Source organism: Williamsia soli (assembly GCF_017377795.1).
Classification (GTDB): domain Bacteria; phylum Actinomycetota; class Actinomycetes; order Mycobacteriales; family Mycobacteriaceae; genus Williamsia; species Williamsia soli.
Window position 1 is genome coordinate 150,033 of record NZ_JAFRDR010000005.1, and the last position, 16,828, is coordinate 166,860.

Genomic DNA, 16,828 nt, shown 5'->3' on the forward strand with positions numbered 1-16,828 from the left:
GTTGTCACCAGGCTCAGCTCGACTCGAGTTCTGCGTCCTCGTCGGGATGACGGATGTTGCCTGCGAACATCACGCCGATCGCGAACCCCATGATCGGGAACAGGTAGGCCCAGGTGAAGCCGATGTCGGGGAGGTAGCCGTCGTCACCGTCGACGAGTTCGGCGTTGTGCGGAACCAGCCAGACGGTGGCCAACACCGCGGTGCCGCCCAGTGTGCACCCGGCGACGGTCATGATGCTGAGGAACTCGCTGCGGGTGGCAGGACTCAGGTGTGAGGTGAACCGAATGGTCGCCCACCCGAACACACCGCCGCACAGGGCGAAGATCGGCGGCGTCAGCCAGATCAGCAGGGGCACCTTGAGGTTGAGGTCCTGGCCTCGCGGCACGTGGATCGTCGATTCCAGTCCGTCGACGTCCGGTGCGATGAAGTACCAGGCGACGACGGCGATGATGCCGATACCGAAACCCACCAGCGCTGCCTGAAGCCAGACGGCCCTCCACAACCGCTCGGCCATCACCCACACCCTCCCGCATCTTTCGATCCCGACTCAGTGTGGCATGCCCGCCGGAGACGAACGGCCGGGTTCAGTAACCCACAGCCCGCATCGGCGCCGGTGACCACAATCCCGAATGCGTGCTCGAACCCAGCTCGATCTGTGCAGGCTTCGCGGACGCGATCTCGGTGAACTGTTGCAGAGATCCCCAGTCGCGTCCCCAGTCGTTCCGCAGGTAGGACGGAATGATGGTGGGCCGCAGCATGGCCTGGGTGATGCCGAGTGGACCACCCGCATCACCCGACATCCAGGTCTGGCTGTTCTGTCTGGTGGCCTGGGCGTCGGGCAGGATGCGCCACTTGGGCACCTCCGTGACGCCGTACTTGACCGCCATGGGCTGCTGACATGGGAAGACCATGGCCGGCAACCAGTCGACCAGCACCGGATCATTGGTGCCGACAAGGTCATTGAGGGTGCGCAAGGTGGTGATGCGTGGAGGCGTGACCGCCAGCCACTGATCGGGAGCAAGCGAGGTGTCCTTGGCGATGATCCGCACGACCGATGCGCCCGGGGGAGCGTCGGAGAGCGGGAATCGCAGGTTACGCCAGATCGGCGGGTCACCGATGTCGATCGGCGTCATCTGGCCCATCGGTATCACGGTGTTCCCTGGTCCTGGACGACCGAACTCGGCGATCAGTTCCTGTCCGGACTGCACCACGCCCTCGCCGTCGACCGCGGTGACCCGGCCGGCCGCTGACAGGGTCATCAGAGGAGCTCCAGGCGCTGACGCCGGCATCTGATACCAGGCCGTCGTCAGGTCGCCTCCGGTGGATCCGAAGCTGCCGAGAACCGGTGTGACGGCGGGATTCAGACCGAACGGCAACCGTACGGTCGAACCGTTGACGCCCAGCGAGCCCTGCCCGCCGCCGGTACCGGCCTCGTCGGCATCGGTCGAGTCGTCATCGGAACCAGCGCCGGTCTGGGCGGTGTTCTGGGCCGCGGCGGTGTCGCTGGACTCCGTCGCGTCGACGGAGAGATCGTTCGGCACGCCATTGGGGGTGAACCCGGTCATGTCGGTACCTGCCAGCGCCTCGCCCGGCGTCAGGTCGGTCTGCCCCGCGACCGTTGCCGGCTGCAGCAGGCCCGTGTTCGGGTCCGGTTCCACGAGAACGTCATTGGCGAGCGCGCAGATGTCACCGCGCAGGGCATCGACGTTGGAGTTCAGCCACGACCAGCTATCCCTCTGTACGTACGCAGCCTTCGCGAACGACGCCATCATGAACAGCACCATCAGGCCCGCGAGCACGGGCATCGGGGAGAACGCCAAGCGGTGCAGGCGCTTTGATCCCTCGGTACGTTGATCGGCGTCGACGTAGTCGTCGCGGAAGTGCTGCCACAGACCGACCAGGGTGGTGGCCACGGCGATCACCAACACGATCCAGGTGACGCGGATGCCTGCGATCTGCGGCGGTTGGTCCCACCACGGGATGCCGTAGCTGGCCACGAACCACCAGCCGTTGGTGCCTGCGAAGGACAGAGCCACGACATAGAGGACAGCGGCGGCGAAGAACGTGCGATTGCGCCTGCGCCGCAGCAGGGCCGGCGCCATCATGGCACCGGCCGCCGCGGCCAGGGCTGCGCCGATCCCGGCGTAGACACCGAGGTGGTGTGTCCACTTCGTGGGGGTGAACGCGAGGAAGAACATGAAGCCGAACACGCCGGCGACCAGACGCCAGGTGGGCCCCTTGGCTATGCCCATGGGCTTGCGGCGGCGCAGCAGCATGAGCAGCACGACCATCAGGCACAGGAACGCCATGAGGATGCCGAAGCGCCGGGACAGCGTGCCGTCGGCGGTCGGCAGCATCAGGTAGTAGTAGCGGACCGGTTCCTGCCACCACTCGAGCGTTGGCCCGACCTCGGAGGCGACCTGCGACGAGGTGAGAATCGTCGAGAGCGTCTGGTCGGCGAAGATGTTGTACAACACGGCGGTTCCGGCGGCCAAGATCGGCATCAGCAAGGGCAGCAGGCCATCTCGATGCCTGCGGGCCATGATCCGGCGAAGCAGGGGACGGATACCGGCGAGGAGCAGGGCCACAGCCATCAGTCCACCGGGTGCCAGCGCCAGGGTGAATGCCGCGATGGTCGTCGCGAGGGCCAGTGGTAACAGTCGTCCGGTGGCGATCGACCGGTCCACCGACACCCAGGTCAGCAGGGCACCGACAGCCAGGGCCGGCTCGGGCCGCAGACCGTTGTTGTAGGGCATCCAGATGGCGAGGAAGACAAAGGCCGCCGACCACAGCGCCGGGGTCGAATGCCGCACTGTCCTGCCGAGACGTGGGATGACCTCGCGAGAGATGAGCCACCACCCGAGCAGGCCGAGCAAGAACGCAGGCAATCGCATCCAGGGGGCCGACAGGCTGACGTCGGCCATGGCCGAGATCACCTGATAGTGCCAGCCGAACGGATCCTGTGGCACACCGAAGTAGCGGTAGTAATTGTCGACGTATCCGGCCTCACCCGCAATGCGGCCGACCGTGAAGTTGTAGCCGTCGTCGGAGGTGTTGGACCCCATCAACCACCAGAACGCGAGCACGCCGAACACCACGACGTCCGAGATGCGGATGGTCCACCAACGAGCGGGCAGGAAGCGGTGATGGCCACGTCCGTCGCGTGCGTCGAGCAACGCCAGTGCCACCAGCGACAGCACGGTCATCGCGATCCCGATGACCATGGACAAGAATTTCAGGGTCGTCGGGGTGGTCACGAAGCGGGTGTCGATGGTGGCGTTGAACTCGAGTCCCGCCGGCGAGGTGCCTTCGGGTAGTTCGGTGAAGACACCCACGATCTGCGGCCGCAGATTGGGGTCGGGTACGTCGAACGAGAGCTGACCTTCGGAGCCGCCGTCGACTATCTCGCCGGAGGCGCCTTTGCCATCGGCGTTGAAGATGATGCGGCAGTTCGGATTCGACTGAGCGCTCGCGCGGTCGGCGGTCAGCAGTACGACGTCACGACCGGTGACGGTGATGCTGTCGGCGGTGGCCCGGATGAACAACCCGCGTGAGGTGGCCTCGGCGCCGCCGGTGGGCAGGGTCGAGAGCAGCACGCCCCCTGAGGCGGGTAGGTCGGCCGCGGTTGCACACGGCACGGACACCCGCAGGTCGGTGGGTACGAACGACACCAGCGGCGCGGCGACGTTGGTGACCGAATTGTCCTGCGGCCAATTGAGTTCTGCTGTGGTCTGTTTCACCGGCATCAACGGGCTCAGACAGGCCAGGAGAAATCCGATCAGACCCGCGACGACCGCGACGATCTTCACGTTTCGGTAGCCGGGACCGGCGAATCCGCGCACGGATCGGTTTTTACTGATGGTGCTTGCCTTTTCACTCATTGCTCTGCGGCACCACTCTCAGGGAGCCGGTACGGGCCCATCCCCACTTGCTCTGGGTGCCGGTGGTGATCGTCGCGGACGGTGCATCGGGCACCAGCGGGGTCAGTCGTTCCAGTGAGCCCCAGTCCCTGAACCAGTCGTCCTTCAGGTAGGTGGCGACGGTGTTCGCGCTGGTCATCGACTCACTCACCGCGAGCACGCCGCCGTCCTCGGCTGCCTGCCAGGTCTTGGACTGCGATGCCGCGGTGACGCGGTCCGGCAGGATCCGCCACTGCGGGATCTCGGCGACGCCGTCGGTGATCGCGAACGGGCGCTGGCACGGGAACTGGCTTCCGACGCTGAAATCGATGAGGGTCGGTGCCTGCGATCCGACCACGTCCTGCAGCGTCTGCAGTTGCGGAGCGCGCGGCGGGGTGATCGCCAGCCACTGCTTCGGGTTGACGTTGTTGTCTTTGGCGATGATCCGCATCGCGGTCGCGCCGGCGGGTACCTGATCCATCGGGACCCGCAGGTTGCGCCATGGCCGGTTCGGCTTGTCCGGACCCGGATCGATCGGCCGGATCAACGGCCCGAGTTCGGTGAAGGAACCGTCGGGTCCGCTCGCACCGAACTGCACCTGGAGCTGTTGCCCGAACGTCGACACACCTTCGTCGTTGAGGGTGAACACCGGTCCGGCGACACTGAACACCAGAAGCGGTGACGCGTCGCGGGCCGGCAACTCGTACCAGCCGGTCTCGAGGTTCGCCTCACCGCTGTCGTAGCCGTAACTGCCCAGCACCGGGGTGGTCGCCGGATCCAGACCGAACGGTAATGCGACCGTGGACCCGTTGACGGTTTCGGGGCCGATGCCTCCGGTGATGCCGGCGCCCGCACCGGAAACCACGAACGGCTTGTTGAAGCTGGCCGAGACGTTCATCTGACCTGGTCGGGCCGATCCGGCCTCGGGAGTCAGATCAGGCGCGACGCCGTCGGGGGTGAACCCGATCGGGTCGTCGCCTGCGAGGGCCTGCGACGCCGTGGCCCCACCCGCCGGGGTCAGCGTGCCCTGGTTCGGATCCGGTTCCACGAGAACGGCATCGGCCATTGCACAGCTGTTGCCGCGCAGGGTGTCGAGATTGGCGCCCAGCACGGTGTACGCCGGGTAGCGGGCCAGGGCGGCCTTGGCGAAGACCGCGAGCATGCAGATCACCATGAATCCGGCGATCAACGCGATCGGAGAGGAGGCAATGAACAGGCGCCGCCGATCGGAGCGGGCGGCGCGATCGGAACCGCTGTCGGCGCCGGAGTCGGTACTCGGTCCGGAGTCGTTGCGGCTGTGCGCAAGTCCCTTGTTCTCCACATAGTCCAGACGAAGGTGCTGCCACACCGCGACAGCCCCGGCGATCACAGCGAGGACGAGGAAGAGCGTCGACACCTCACGCCCCGCGATCACTGGAGCCTTGTCGAACCACGAGATCCCGAAGTCGAATGCCCAGGGCCAGGCGTTCTCTCCGGCCATGGCGGCGGCGAGGGCGAACATCAGACCCGCCACGAACACCGAGAGATTTCGCGTCGAGCGGGCCGCTGACTGGGCGACTGCGATGGTGGCCGTCGCAGCGAGCGCGGCGGCGAATCCGGCGAAGATGCCGAAGTGGATCGTCCATTTGGTCGGGGTGAACATCATCAGCAGCAGCGTGACCAGGGTGGCGCCGAGCACCCGCCACACCGGACCCGGATCGATCGCGCGGATCTTGCTGCGCCGCAACATGACCGCGAGAGTCACGAACACCGAGGCGAGGAGCAGCAGGACCGGGACGCGACGGGTCAGGGCGCCGTCATCGGTGGTGACGGTGAGGAAGTAGTACCGCAGGTACTCCTGCCACCACGAGATGGTCGGTCCGACGATGTAGCGGGTCCGCACGGCGTCGAACACGGTGGACAGGGTCTGGTCGCGGAAGACGACCAACACCACGAGGGACGCGGCGGCCATCGAGGGGGCCATCAGGGAGGCGAGCCGGAAGTAGCGGACGCGAGGTTCGGTGGTCGGGGACCGGTCACCGTGGTGATCCTCGCGGCTGCGTTCGAGAAGGATTCTGAGCATCGGCCGGGCGCCGACGATCAGGACCGCGAGGGCGATGACGCCCTGTGGGGCGAGAGCGAGCGTGAATCCGGCCACCAGCGCGGCCAGTGCCGCGGGCAGCAGTCGTCGCGTCGCGATGGCGTGCTCGACCGCCCACCAGGTCAGGAGCGATCCCAGGATGATGATCGATTCACTGCGCAGCCCGCTCGCGAACGGGATCCAGAAGGCTGTGAACACGGCGGCGGCCGCCCAGACGGCCCATGGGCTGCGCCGGACACCGGCACCGAGTCGCGGAAGCAGCACCCGCGACAGGATGAACCACGACGCGAGCCCCGCCAGCAGGGACGGGATGTGCATCCACAGTCCCGATGCGGACACCTGCGACCACATGGCCAGGAAGGAGTAGTACCAGTCGAACGGGGCCTCGGCGATGCCGTAGAAGCGGTAGTAGTTCGCCAGATATCCCGCACCGTCGGATGCGCGGCCCATGTTGAGGATGTAACCGTCGTCGGGCGATGCGGCACCGAGGAAGTGCCAGATCAGTAGGACCGCGGTGACGGCGAGGTCGCTGACCCGCGGCCGCAGGATCCGCTTCCAGGAGCGTTCGCCGACGAGCCGGTGGTATCCACCGATCCTGTCGAGAAGGGCCAGGCACACCAGTGAGGTGATCACGGCGATGACGCCGACGATCATGGCGAGCAGCTTGATGATCGACGGCGAGTTGGCAAAGCGGGTGTCGACAACGGTGGTCACCGAGAGGCCCTGCTGCGCAGCTGCATTGACCTCGGCGGTCGACAGCGATGTGAAGATGCCGTCGAACTGCGGGCGCTGGTCGATGCCGAGCGTGGTCGCCGGTCCCAGTCCGACGAACTCGGCGCCGACACCGCCGGGGCCCGACCAGATGTGGAGTTCGCGGCACTGCGGCGATCCCACCTCGGTACGTGGGGCACTGGCGGCTAGTTCGTTGCGGAAGATCACCGAGACCGCGGTCGGGGAGGCACCCACGACCAGAGCGTTCTGGTTGAAGCTCTGAGCTGCCTGCGGCATGGTCGCCAGGACCAGCCCACCTTCGGCGCCGAGAGTGTCGATCAGCGTGCAGGGAATCCTCGCATCGAACGTCTTGGGGGTCTGGGCGATGAGCGGAGCGGTGACCGATGCGGTCTCACCCGACAGGGCTTGCCCCTGTGGCCAGTTGATCGTGGAGGTCGACTGATTGACGGGCAACAACGGGGTGATCGCACACAAGACGATTCCCACCAGACCCGCGACAATTGCGGCCCAACGGACAGTCCCCGCACGGGGGATGTGAGAGGACACAGGCACGAGCAACGATGGTATTGCACAGACCTGAGAGTTCTAACCTGCCCCGAGCGTGCGAGGAGATCGCACGCTCTGCTCACCGCCGCAGGCCAGGTGAGCGGCGCGCGGACTCAGTATCGGATCGGTGCCGGACTCCACAGACCGGAGCGGGTGGCCTTGCCGAGGTCGAGCTCCGCCACCTCTGCGGGCTCGCCGTAGGGCTCGTAGCTGACCAGTGAGCCCCAATCCCGACCGATGTCACCCTCTAGATAGGAGGGCACCGTGGTCTTGTCCAGGGCGACCTCGATCCAGCCGAGTGGCCCACCACCGAACGCGTCCTGCCAGGCACCGACGGCGGCGGACAGGTCGGCACCGGGCGCGATCCGCCATTGCGGAATCTCCGCGACGCCGTTGAGGTGGTCGAACGGTCGCTGACACGGGAATGCCAGGCCGCTGGTCCAGTCGATCTGGACAGGATCGGTGCTGCCGACCATGGACTGCAGGGTCTGCAGTCGTGGCGATCGGGGCGGGGTGAGGCCGATGAAACTGTCCTGGGCGAGGTTCTCGTCCTTGGCGACGATGCGGATCGCCGTGGTGTCGGCGGGGAACGAGCTGCGGTAGGTCCGCAGATCGCGCCATGACGGACGCGGGCCCGGGTCGATCATGTCGACCTCACCCGCCACCGCGAAGTCCTCGTTGGCGGAACCCGAACCGGTCGAGTACTCCATCTTGACGTTCTCGATGTCGAACTGACCGGCGACGGCCATCGTCACCAACGGGGTGTCTGCGGCCTTCGGCGGCAGGCGGTACCAGGACGAGGTCAGGTAGGCGGGGAACTGGTTGTCCTGCGAGTAACTACCGAGTACGGGGGTCAGTGCGGGGTCGAGGCCGAAGGGCAGCTTCGCGGTGCTGCCGTTGATCCCGGCCTGGTCGGTCTCGCCGCCACCGGTGCCACCGGCGTTGGAGTTGAGGACGTCGGGGGAGATCGCGACGTTGCCGCCGAGCACGCCGAGACTGCCGGCGCTGGCCGTCGAGTCGAGGGTCAGGGGCAGACCGTTCGGTGTGAAACCGGAGGTGGCCGTGGCGTCGGCGCCCGGGTCGGCCGGTCCGATGAGGCCGCCGGCGATGTTGCCGTCGACGGGCGTGAGGATGTCGGCGGAGGGGGTCGGCTCGACGAGGACCTTTTCGGCCATGCCGCAGGTGTCGCCCTGCAGAGCGGCCACGTTGGAGGTGGGGATCGAGAACGATCCACTCTGTTTCACGCCGGCACCGACAGCGGTGCCGATCTGGAACAGGACGAGGAACGCGCCCGCGACAGCCAGCGGTGCGGTGGCGAGAGTGCTGAACCAACGACGCCGCGGAGGGGTACCGGCTTTGGCGGGGGTGTCGGGCGTGAAGGGTTCTCGGAAGTGGAACCAGAACGCCACGAGCAGCGCGGCCACGCAGAGGTACAGCAGGGCGCTGCCCAACGCGACCCCGAAGCGAACCGGAAGGGCACCCCACGGCATGCCCCAGTTGGAGTAGTAGAAGAAGGCGTTGGGCGCGGTGAACGCGAGTCCGGTGATGAACAGGACCAGTGCGATGAACAGCATCCGGTTGCGCCGGGCGTGCATCGCCTCGGCGCTCACCGCGATCGCCGCGATCGCCGCCAGTGCCGCGGCGAGGCCCGCGAAGACACCGAACTGGTGGGTCCACTTGGTCGGGGTGAACATCATGAAGATCAGCGACGCGAACGTGATGCCGACGATGCGCCTGGACGGGCCGAGAGCGGTTCCGGGGATGCGACTCTTGCGGATCAGCATCGCGCCCGAGACCACCAGGCCCACCAGCATCGCGAGGACGGCGAATCGCCGGGACACCGACCCGTTGGCTGAGAACTCGAAAAGTGCTGAGTAGCGGTCGATCTCGTTGTACCAGTGCAGCGAGGGTCCGAGTGCGGACTTCATCCGCGTCGACTGGATGAATGCGGCCAGGGTCAGATCGGAGAACACGACGAAGATCACGAAGGTGCCGGCAGCCAGTACCGGCGCGAGCATCGCGAGGTAACTCTTTGCGTCTGCGCCGATGGCTCTGGCGCGCTTGATCAGCGCCATCACCATCGGTCGGGCACCGGCGATGAGTGCTGCGACGGCCATCAGTCCGGTGGGTCCGGCTGCCAGGCTGAAAGCGCCGATGGTGCAGGCCACCGCGGCGGGCAGGGTTCTGCCGGTGGCGATCGCCCGCTCCACCGAGCACCACGTCAGCAGCGCGCCGAGGCAGATGATCGGCTCTGGACGCAGACCGTTGTTGAACGGGAACCAGGAGGCCAGGAACACGAACGCGGCCGTCCACGGCACGATGCGGTTGACGGTGGCCGCGCGACCGAGCCGGGGGAGCACCTCGTGAGAGATGATGAGCCACACCAGGATCCCGCAGGCCAGGGCGGGCAGGCGCATCCACGGACTTGCCGTGGTGACGTGTGCCAACCAGCCGAACACCTGGTAGTACCAGCCGAAAGGTGCCTCCGGGGCGCCGTACCAGCGGTAGTAGTTGGCTGTGTAGTCGGCGTGCTCGGCCACCCGCGACATCGTCAGGATGTAGCCGTCGTCGGAGGTGTTGGGGCCGACGATGTGCCAGATCAGCAGGGCTCCGATGACCACGGCGTCGCGAGCGTTGAACTTCCACCAGCGCGCGGGCAGGAAACGGCGGTGCTTGCGTCCGTCCGTGCCGTCGAGGACCGCGAGCGCACCGAGCGAGATGATGGTGCACAGCACTCCGACGGCGATGGCGAGCCACTTCAGCACGGTCGGGGCGGTGCTGTAGCGGTCGTCGATCGTGGCGTGGGCCTCCAAGCCCGGTACGGATGCGGCATCCCCGGTCAGATCCGTGTAGATCCCGGTGAGCTGGGGGCGTTGGTCACCGTCGGTGATCTCGCCGACCACGGGTTCGCCCTCGGCGTTGGTCAGGCCCACGAACTCGGCGCGCACCGACGTCGCGGTGGCCGTGACGACGATCTCCCGGCAGTCCTGGTCGTCCATCTGGGCGAGGGTGGCCATGGCGACCGGGGTGTTGCGGACCACGACCTCCACGGACTGCCGGTCGAGCGCATCGGTCGCCTGACCGGATTTACGGACGAACAGACCTCGGGCAACCGCCTTGTCGGCTTCCTTCGGCAAGGTCGAGACCAGCACTGTCTGTCCCGGAGCCGTCAACTGCCGGACTGCCGAACAGGGCACGGAGATCTCGAGATCCACGGGCACGTAGGAGACGAGTGGCGAGAGGACCGACTGAAGCTTGTCCTGCTGCGGCCAGTTCAGCTCGGCGGTGGTCTGGTTGACAGGTAGCAGCGGTGTCGCCAGGGCGAGGACGAGGCCGATCAGGCCGGTGACGATCGCGGCGATCTTCGCAAATCGGACCCGGTCACCCCCGGATGGCGACCGGGTCGTTCCAGTCGCGTTGTCAACGGCGTCAGCAGGCACAAGGCAAGATGCTATCGCTCGCCGCGTGTGGCGATGGTCCGCGGTCACGCGCGGCGCCATACAGTTGCACGATGACCTCGAAGCCGCCCATCCTGCTGCTGAACGGACCGAACCTGAACACGCTCGGCGTCCGTCAGCCGGAGGTGTACGGGACAGCCACGCTCGAGGATGTCGTCACGCTGGCCACCGAGGTCGCCGAGGAGCTCGGGTGGACGATCGACGCGAGGCAGACCAATCACGAGGGCGAGATGCTCGAGTGGATCCACGCAGCGCGCGGAACCGTCGCCGGCATCGTCATCAATCCGGGGGCGTGGACGCACACCTCGATCGCCCTCCGCGACGCACTGTCGGTTCCGGAGGTCCCCATCATCGAGGTGCACATCAGCAACGTGCATGCCCGTGAGGAGTTCCGTCGTCACTCGTATGTCTCCGGCATCGCGGCCGGGGTGATCGCCGGTGTGGGCATCCGGGGGTACGAGTTCGCGATCCGCCATCTTGCCGATCTGATCGCGTGAAGGCCCGGCGATTAGATCATTCGACGTAACATGTGATCAGCGTCACACCTGGTGTCTCCGGCGCAAGTCATACCGGACCAAACGCCCACAGTCGACCTGACGTCGGCCCAGTTCACCGGCCCGCTGAGGGAAATGCGGGAAGGGAATGGCGCCGCCCTCGGTTATGCTCCTGCAGAACCAATGCGTCCACTCGGACGTCAGTTGGTGAACGCGATGTGTCGGGGCCGTTATCTGCGCGCGGTAGTTTCGCATTCGATCCCCAAGGCGGATCGGGGCGTGAGAGTCGGTCGGCAGTTGGAGGGTATATGCGGGAGGTCTTGTATGGCGCCCCGTGATAGTCGCCGCACCTATGACCCGCCCCAGAGCGCCGCGACGCCGCAGGGCCGGGCCGATTCGGGCGAGATCGACCTGGTCGCGCCGGACCTCGACCCCCGGGAGCTCGAAGCCTTCGAGTCCGAGCTCAAACAAACCGGATTTCGTGCAGTGGTCACCCGGGTCAACCGGTATCTGGCCCGCCCGCGCTGGTGGGTGGAGGTGCTACTCCTCGGAGCTCTCTACGCTGTCTATTCGGTCATCCGTAACAGTGTGGGTGAGGTCGCAGACCAGGCCTACCGCAATGCCTACGAGATCCTCCGCATCGAAGACGCCTGGCACTTCGCTCTCGAGCGACCGCTGAACGAGCTGGTCCACACGACGTCGTGGCTCGCCAACATCGTCGCCCTGCAGTATGCAACGCTGCACTTCCTCGTCACGCCGGCCGTACTGATCTGGCTGCTCTTCCGACGCAAAGACCATTACCGCAAGGTCAGTGGGACCTTGGTGCTGTGCACCGGACTCGCTTTGTTCGGCTTCTACTTCATGCCCACCGCGCCCCCACGGTTGCTGCCGGGCGAGGGCTTCGTCGACGTGATGGCGCAGACCTCGTCGTGGGGCTGGTGGCCGGAGTCCGGCGCACCGGGTAGCGATGCGATCTCCAACCAGTTCGCGGCGATGCCGTCTCTGCACTGCGCCTGGGCGACCTGGTGCGGACTGGTGCTGTTCTTCCTCGCCAAATGGCAGTGGCTGCGAATCCTGGGCCTGATCTACCCCTTCACCACGTACTTCGTGGTCATGGGTTCGGGCAACCATTTCATCCTCGATGTCATTGCCGGGGTGGCGCTGCTCGCCGTCGCCGCCGCGATCGTCTACGCCCCCACCCTCCTGCGGTGGTGGCGCGGCAGATCCGCGGATGCGCCGGCCGGGGCGGGAGTCCCGATCGGATGAGCCTCTCGGTGGCCCTGCCTGCGATCCGCTGGCGGGGCCTGCTTCCGCTTGGGGTCGCGCTGATCGCCATCGTGGCGCTGTTTCTCGCTCATCCCACCGTCGGGGACCTGCAGGCGGCGATCGCGCGGGAGGAAGCCGCTCGGTCGGGCGTCGGCCTCGGCTACTGGTTCGGCTGGTACGGCGGCGTCTCGCCGGGCAGTTACTCCCTGATCGTTCCGGCTCTCTCGACCGTCACCGGGTCGCTGTTGTTGCTGTGCCTGGCGACCGCCGCGATCGCATTGCTGGCTTTCCCCCTGTCCAAGGGTGCGGCGCACCCCACCGTGCTCGTCTGGGCGATCACGGTGGCCGCGGTGCTGAACATGCTCTCCGGCCGGGTGGCCTTCGCGGTCGGCGGGGCCATAGCACTGGCAGCAATCGTCGCCTTCAAGAAGGGCTACCGATCGCTGACGGTGATCGGACTGCTCGTCGCCGGGTTGGCGAGCCCACTCGCGCCCGCGTTCGTCGGGTTGGCGGTGCTCCCGTTCGCGGCCGGGCGTGACGCCGCGGCACGGCGGGCGTGGTGGGTCCTCGGGGGTGCGGCGCTGGGTGTTGGTGTTCCGTTCCTGATGTTCGGCAATCCGGGTTCGCAGGGATTTCCGGCGACGACCCTGTTCTGGGTGGCGGCCATCGCCGTCGGCACCGGCGTGGCGCTGACGGTTCCACCTGCGCGCTGGATCGTGCCACTCGCCGGCGCGGTCGCGATCATCATGTTCCTGGTCCCCACCGGGATCGGGTCGAACCTGAGCCGGTTCTTCGCGCTGGTGCTGCCGTGCCTGTGCCTGTACTACTCGCCGAAGTCGCTCAAGTTCTTGGCGATCGCGCTGGCGCCCGCGCTCATCTATGCCACGTTCGTGGCCACCGCGGATCAGGTGGTCGGTGCCGACTCCGGCGAGAGCGATACCTCGTACATCCCGCTGCGCTCCCAGTTGGTGGCGCAGTCGAACATCGCGAACCATCGCGTGGAACTCGTGGACGCCCAAACGCATGCCGGCTCACACAAACTGGGCATGACCATCAATCTGGCGCGCGGCTGGGAAAATCAGTCGGACTCACGATTCAACCCGATCTTCTACGACGAGAATGCGCTGACACCCGAGTCGTACCGTCTCTGGCTGTCGGAGAACGCGGTGGCCTTCGTTGCCGTGTCGGCCGATCCGCTTCGCCAGATGAAGGCCGAAGCAGCGCTGGTCGAGTCGGGTCTGCCTTACCTGCAACGGATCTGGGGCAACGACAAGTGGGAGCTCTACAAGGTCGACGATCCGCAGCCGATCGTGCCCGCGCCCCTCACCGTCGTTGAGTCGTCGCCCGCGAAGATGGTCCTCGACGTCCCCGACACCACCATCCATCCGGTTCAACTGCGCCACAACAAATACCTGGTCGCCCGCAGCACCATCGACGAGAACCTCTACGCCTGCATCCAGACCACGCCCGACGACTGGATCACCTTGCAGGCCCCACTACCCGGCCAATACGTCCTCGAAGGCCTGCTCTCCGTCCGTGGTGTGGTCGGAGCTCAGCCCCCGGACTGCGCGCCCAGGTAGGACAAAAGCACACGCTTGAGTCATAAACACACGTTGCAACGTGTGCCTATGACTCAACGATGTGCATCTGTGGGGTGGCGGGCTACTTCCTCACGACGAGGACGAAGGGGCCGATGGTGGTGACCGTGAAACGCGGATCGTCGAAGACGTTCTGGTTGAACGTCACCGTGTACCGGCGGACGTTGGGGTCGTTCGGGTACACGTCCTCGGCCAGCCTCAGGTCGTAACCCTGCGGGCTGTACCGGAACAGGAACACCGTCGGCGGCCGCCAGGGTGTTGCGTCGAGCTGTTCGATGAGGCTGTCGGCGGTTTGTGCCTGCGACCACGTCTCGATGGTCGCCGCCCGTTTGTCGAACTCCGCCAAGGGATTCGCGTAGTGCGACGTGAGTCCCTGGAAGCCGAGGTACGGGTAGATCGAGAGGAAACCGTAGTCTGCGGTGAGTACCACGACATCGTCCTGGGGCCGGCCACCGGTCTGCTCGCCGATGGCGGCGCTGATCTCCGGGAAGTACGCCTGCGCGCCGGGGGGACGCTGATCGGCGCGTACGCCGTAACCGTCGGTGTCGGTGTAGGCAACGGTGATCTCGGAGGCGAGATGACCAGGGATGCTCTGCGCCACCGCGATTGCCGCACCGGCGGCCAGTACGCCGACGACCGTCCGGACATCGCCGAATCGGCGGACGGCGAGGGTAGCGAGTTCAGCGAAGCCGTACACGCCCGCGACCCCGAGGACCACCACCAGCACCGGTTCCATCCGAAACGAGAGCAGCGTGGTGCCCACCGCGGTCAGTGCCATCGACAGCAGGCAGAACAGATAAATCGAGACGACGGTGATGCCGAAGGTCAGTGCGACTGTGCGGGTCCGGAATCGCAACACGATCCAGGCCAGCCCGACCATCGTCAGTGCACCGACCAGGGACCAGTGCAGCATCGGTGTCGGGAGCACGGCCCCCGAGCTCGGTAGATAGTGTTCGGCAGTGCCGCCCGAGGCCGGTTTGTTCTGCAGTCGTGCCCACAGGTAGGGGGCCCACACGATCAAGGCCACGAGTCCGGCGACCACCGCCATGGCCGCCAGTCGGGCGCCGTGGATCAGGACTGCTCGCCATCGCCGCGATCTGACGGTGGACCGATGGGTTGTCTTGTTGGACAGCCCGAACCAGGCCGATGCGGCCAGGTACACCGCCATCAACACCGCGGTCAGTGCATACAGTCCGGTGTAGAGCGTGTAGAAGGTGGCGCTCACGCCGAGGAACAGGCCCCCGGCAACTATCGCGGGCCTACTTCCCGAGCGCAGTCCGTGCAGGATGGTGATCAGCATCGGTGCACCGAGGATGACCAGGACAGCCGCGTATGGCTCGGGGCTGACGTACATCAGCGTCAGGATCGTGGACGCGAGGGTGACTGCGATCGCCCGATCGGTGCGGATCATGCGCTGCCACAGTGCCATCGCGATGGCGGCGGCGACGGCGATCGAGATGATCGCCCACGGTTTGAACGCTTCCCACCCGGGTTGTCCGGTGAGGCTTGCGTAGCGGCCGCCCAGCCAGAACCAGCCGGCCGGGTAATACGGCGGTAGGTCGGCGTACGTCATGTCGGCCAGCCGCGGACTGTTGGTGAGCCGGGTCAGGTACTCGGTCCGGAACTGCTGATCGACGGAGATGCCGAACAGGTACAGCTTGGTCGCGCCGAGCGGCATCGCCAGCGTCACCGCGGCGAACGCCGAGATGCCCACCCACGACAGCGGTTTGATCGCCCACACGGCCTTACCGACCCGGGAGAGCACCACTGCGACGAGAAGCAACGCGATGGCCACCACTTGTCCGGTGGTGGTCAGCGCCGTCTCGACGTTGGACGAGTTGAACGCCGGCCACTCGACCCTGGCGATCACTGCCAGGCCGGCTCCCGCCACGACGAGCGCAACTATGGCCGCGCCGATCAGGTTTCCGATCGCTGACAGATGTTTCGGCATGGGTCAGATGGGCAGTTTGCGGAAGATCGGCCGCGGGATGTGGCGGAGGATGATCATCACGAAGCGGAAGGGGCCCGGAGCCCAGACGAGCTCTTTGCCCTTGTCGGCCGACGCCACGGCGAGCTTGGCCACGTCTTCTTTGTTGACGGTCAGCGGCGCTTCCTTCACATGCGCCGACAGCCGGGTGCGCACCATGCCCGGTCGGATGACGAGGACGCGGATGTTGTACTCGCGCAGCGCCTCTCCGAGTCCGAGGTAGAAGCCGTCGAGGCCGGCCTTGGACGACCCGTATACGAAGTTGCTGCGTCGCACACGCTCGCCGGCGACCGAGCTCATCGCGATGATCTGGCCGTGGCCCTGCTCGCGCATCTTCTCGCCGAGGAGCACTCCGACGGAGACCGCCGCGGTGTAATTGATGTTGGCGGTGAACACGGCCTTGCGCTGGTCTTGCCACACCTCTTCGTCGACGCCTTGGACACCGAAGGCCACGATCGCGACGTCGATGTCGCCGCCGGCGAACGCCTGGGCGATCACCGCGGGGTGGGTGTCGGGTGCGAGGGCATCGAAGTCGATGCGCTCGACGGAAGAAGCGCCCGCCGCCTTGATCGTCTCGACCGCGGCGTCCCCGGCAGGGTCGCCGGGCACGGTGGCCAGGACCACCCGCATCGGGCCCTTCTTGAGGTACTCGGATGTGATCGCGAGTCCGATCTCCGAGCTACCGCCGAGAACGAGGATCGACTTGGGTACGCCTACGGCGTTGATCATGAATGTTCCTGTCGTTGAGAAGAATCGTGGGTGGCTGCC

Annotated in this window: 9 protein-coding genes; 3 read left to right on the plus strand and 6 right to left on the minus strand. The window is 66.4% G+C overall.

The genetic code is table 11. From position 1 onward, the window contains the following. Nucleotides 1–13 precede the first annotated feature (13 nt). The 4 genes from J3S28_RS15050 to J3S28_RS15065 all read right to left on the minus strand — a co-directional run bounded on the left by J3S28_RS15050 (nucleotide 14) and on the right by J3S28_RS15065 (nucleotide 10,697). Complete coding sequence (locus tag J3S28_RS15050) at nucleotides 14–514, minus strand: hypothetical protein (RefSeq protein ID WP_207841558.1); 501 nt, start codon at nucleotides 512–514, stop codon at nucleotides 14–16. Nucleotides 515–584: 70 nt separating this feature from the next. After that, on the minus strand, nucleotides 585–3,881 hold the full coding sequence (locus J3S28_RS15055; protein ID WP_207841559.1) for an arabinosyltransferase domain-containing protein: 3,297 nt from the start codon (nucleotides 3,879–3,881) through the stop codon (nucleotides 585–587). Beyond that, a complete protein-coding gene (locus J3S28_RS15060) occupies nucleotides 3,874–7,263 on the minus strand; it encodes an arabinosyltransferase domain-containing protein (RefSeq protein WP_207841560.1) in 3,390 nt (1,129 codons plus the stop codon). The genes J3S28_RS15055 and J3S28_RS15060 overlap by 8 nt, the downstream gene beginning before the upstream one ends. A gap of 107 nt (nucleotides 7,264–7,370) precedes the next feature. Beyond that, on the minus strand, nucleotides 7,371–10,697 hold the full coding sequence (locus J3S28_RS15065) for an arabinosyltransferase domain-containing protein (RefSeq protein ID WP_372436010.1): 3,327 nt from the start codon (nucleotides 10,695–10,697) through the stop codon (nucleotides 7,371–7,373). A gap of 71 nt (nucleotides 10,698–10,768) precedes the next feature. Here J3S28_RS15065 and aroQ point away from each other — a divergent pair, with 71 nt between their 5' ends. The 3 genes from aroQ to J3S28_RS15080 all read left to right on the plus strand — a co-directional run bounded on the left by aroQ (nucleotide 10,769) and on the right by J3S28_RS15080 (nucleotide 14,055). Continuing rightward, nucleotides 10,769–11,212 carry a type II 3-dehydroquinate dehydratase gene (gene aroQ / locus J3S28_RS15070; protein WP_207841562.1) on the plus strand — a complete coding sequence of 148 codons (444 nt, stop codon included), beginning with the start codon at nucleotides 10,769–10,771 and terminating at the stop codon, nucleotides 11,210–11,212. Nucleotides 11,213–11,533: 321 nt separating this feature from the next. Next, nucleotides 11,534–12,475, plus strand: coding sequence for a phosphatase PAP2 family protein (locus J3S28_RS15075; protein WP_207841563.1), 942 nt, complete (start codon nucleotides 11,534–11,536; stop codon nucleotides 12,473–12,475). Beyond that, entirely contained in the window at nucleotides 12,472–14,055 is a 1,584-nt protein-coding gene (locus tag J3S28_RS15080; RefSeq protein ID WP_207841564.1) for a hypothetical protein, read from the plus strand. Before J3S28_RS15075 ends, J3S28_RS15080 begins: the two co-directional genes overlap by 4 nt. 82 nt (nucleotides 14,056–14,137) lie before the next feature. Here the strand turns inward: J3S28_RS15080 and J3S28_RS15085 are convergent, their stop codons facing one another. Then, nucleotides 14,138–16,024 (minus strand): galactan 5-O-arabinofuranosyltransferase, encoded by a 1,887-nt coding sequence (locus J3S28_RS15085; RefSeq protein WP_207841565.1) that lies wholly within the window; start codon nucleotides 16,022–16,024, stop codon nucleotides 14,138–14,140. Between the two features lie 3 nt (nucleotides 16,025–16,027). Further along, nucleotides 16,028–16,789 carry a decaprenylphospho-beta-D-erythro-pentofuranosid-2-ulose 2-reductase gene (dprE2, locus tag J3S28_RS15090; protein WP_084836400.1) on the minus strand — a complete coding sequence of 254 codons (762 nt, stop codon included), beginning with the start codon at nucleotides 16,787–16,789 and terminating at the stop codon, nucleotides 16,028–16,030. Between the last annotated feature and the right edge of the window lie 39 nt (nucleotides 16,790–16,828).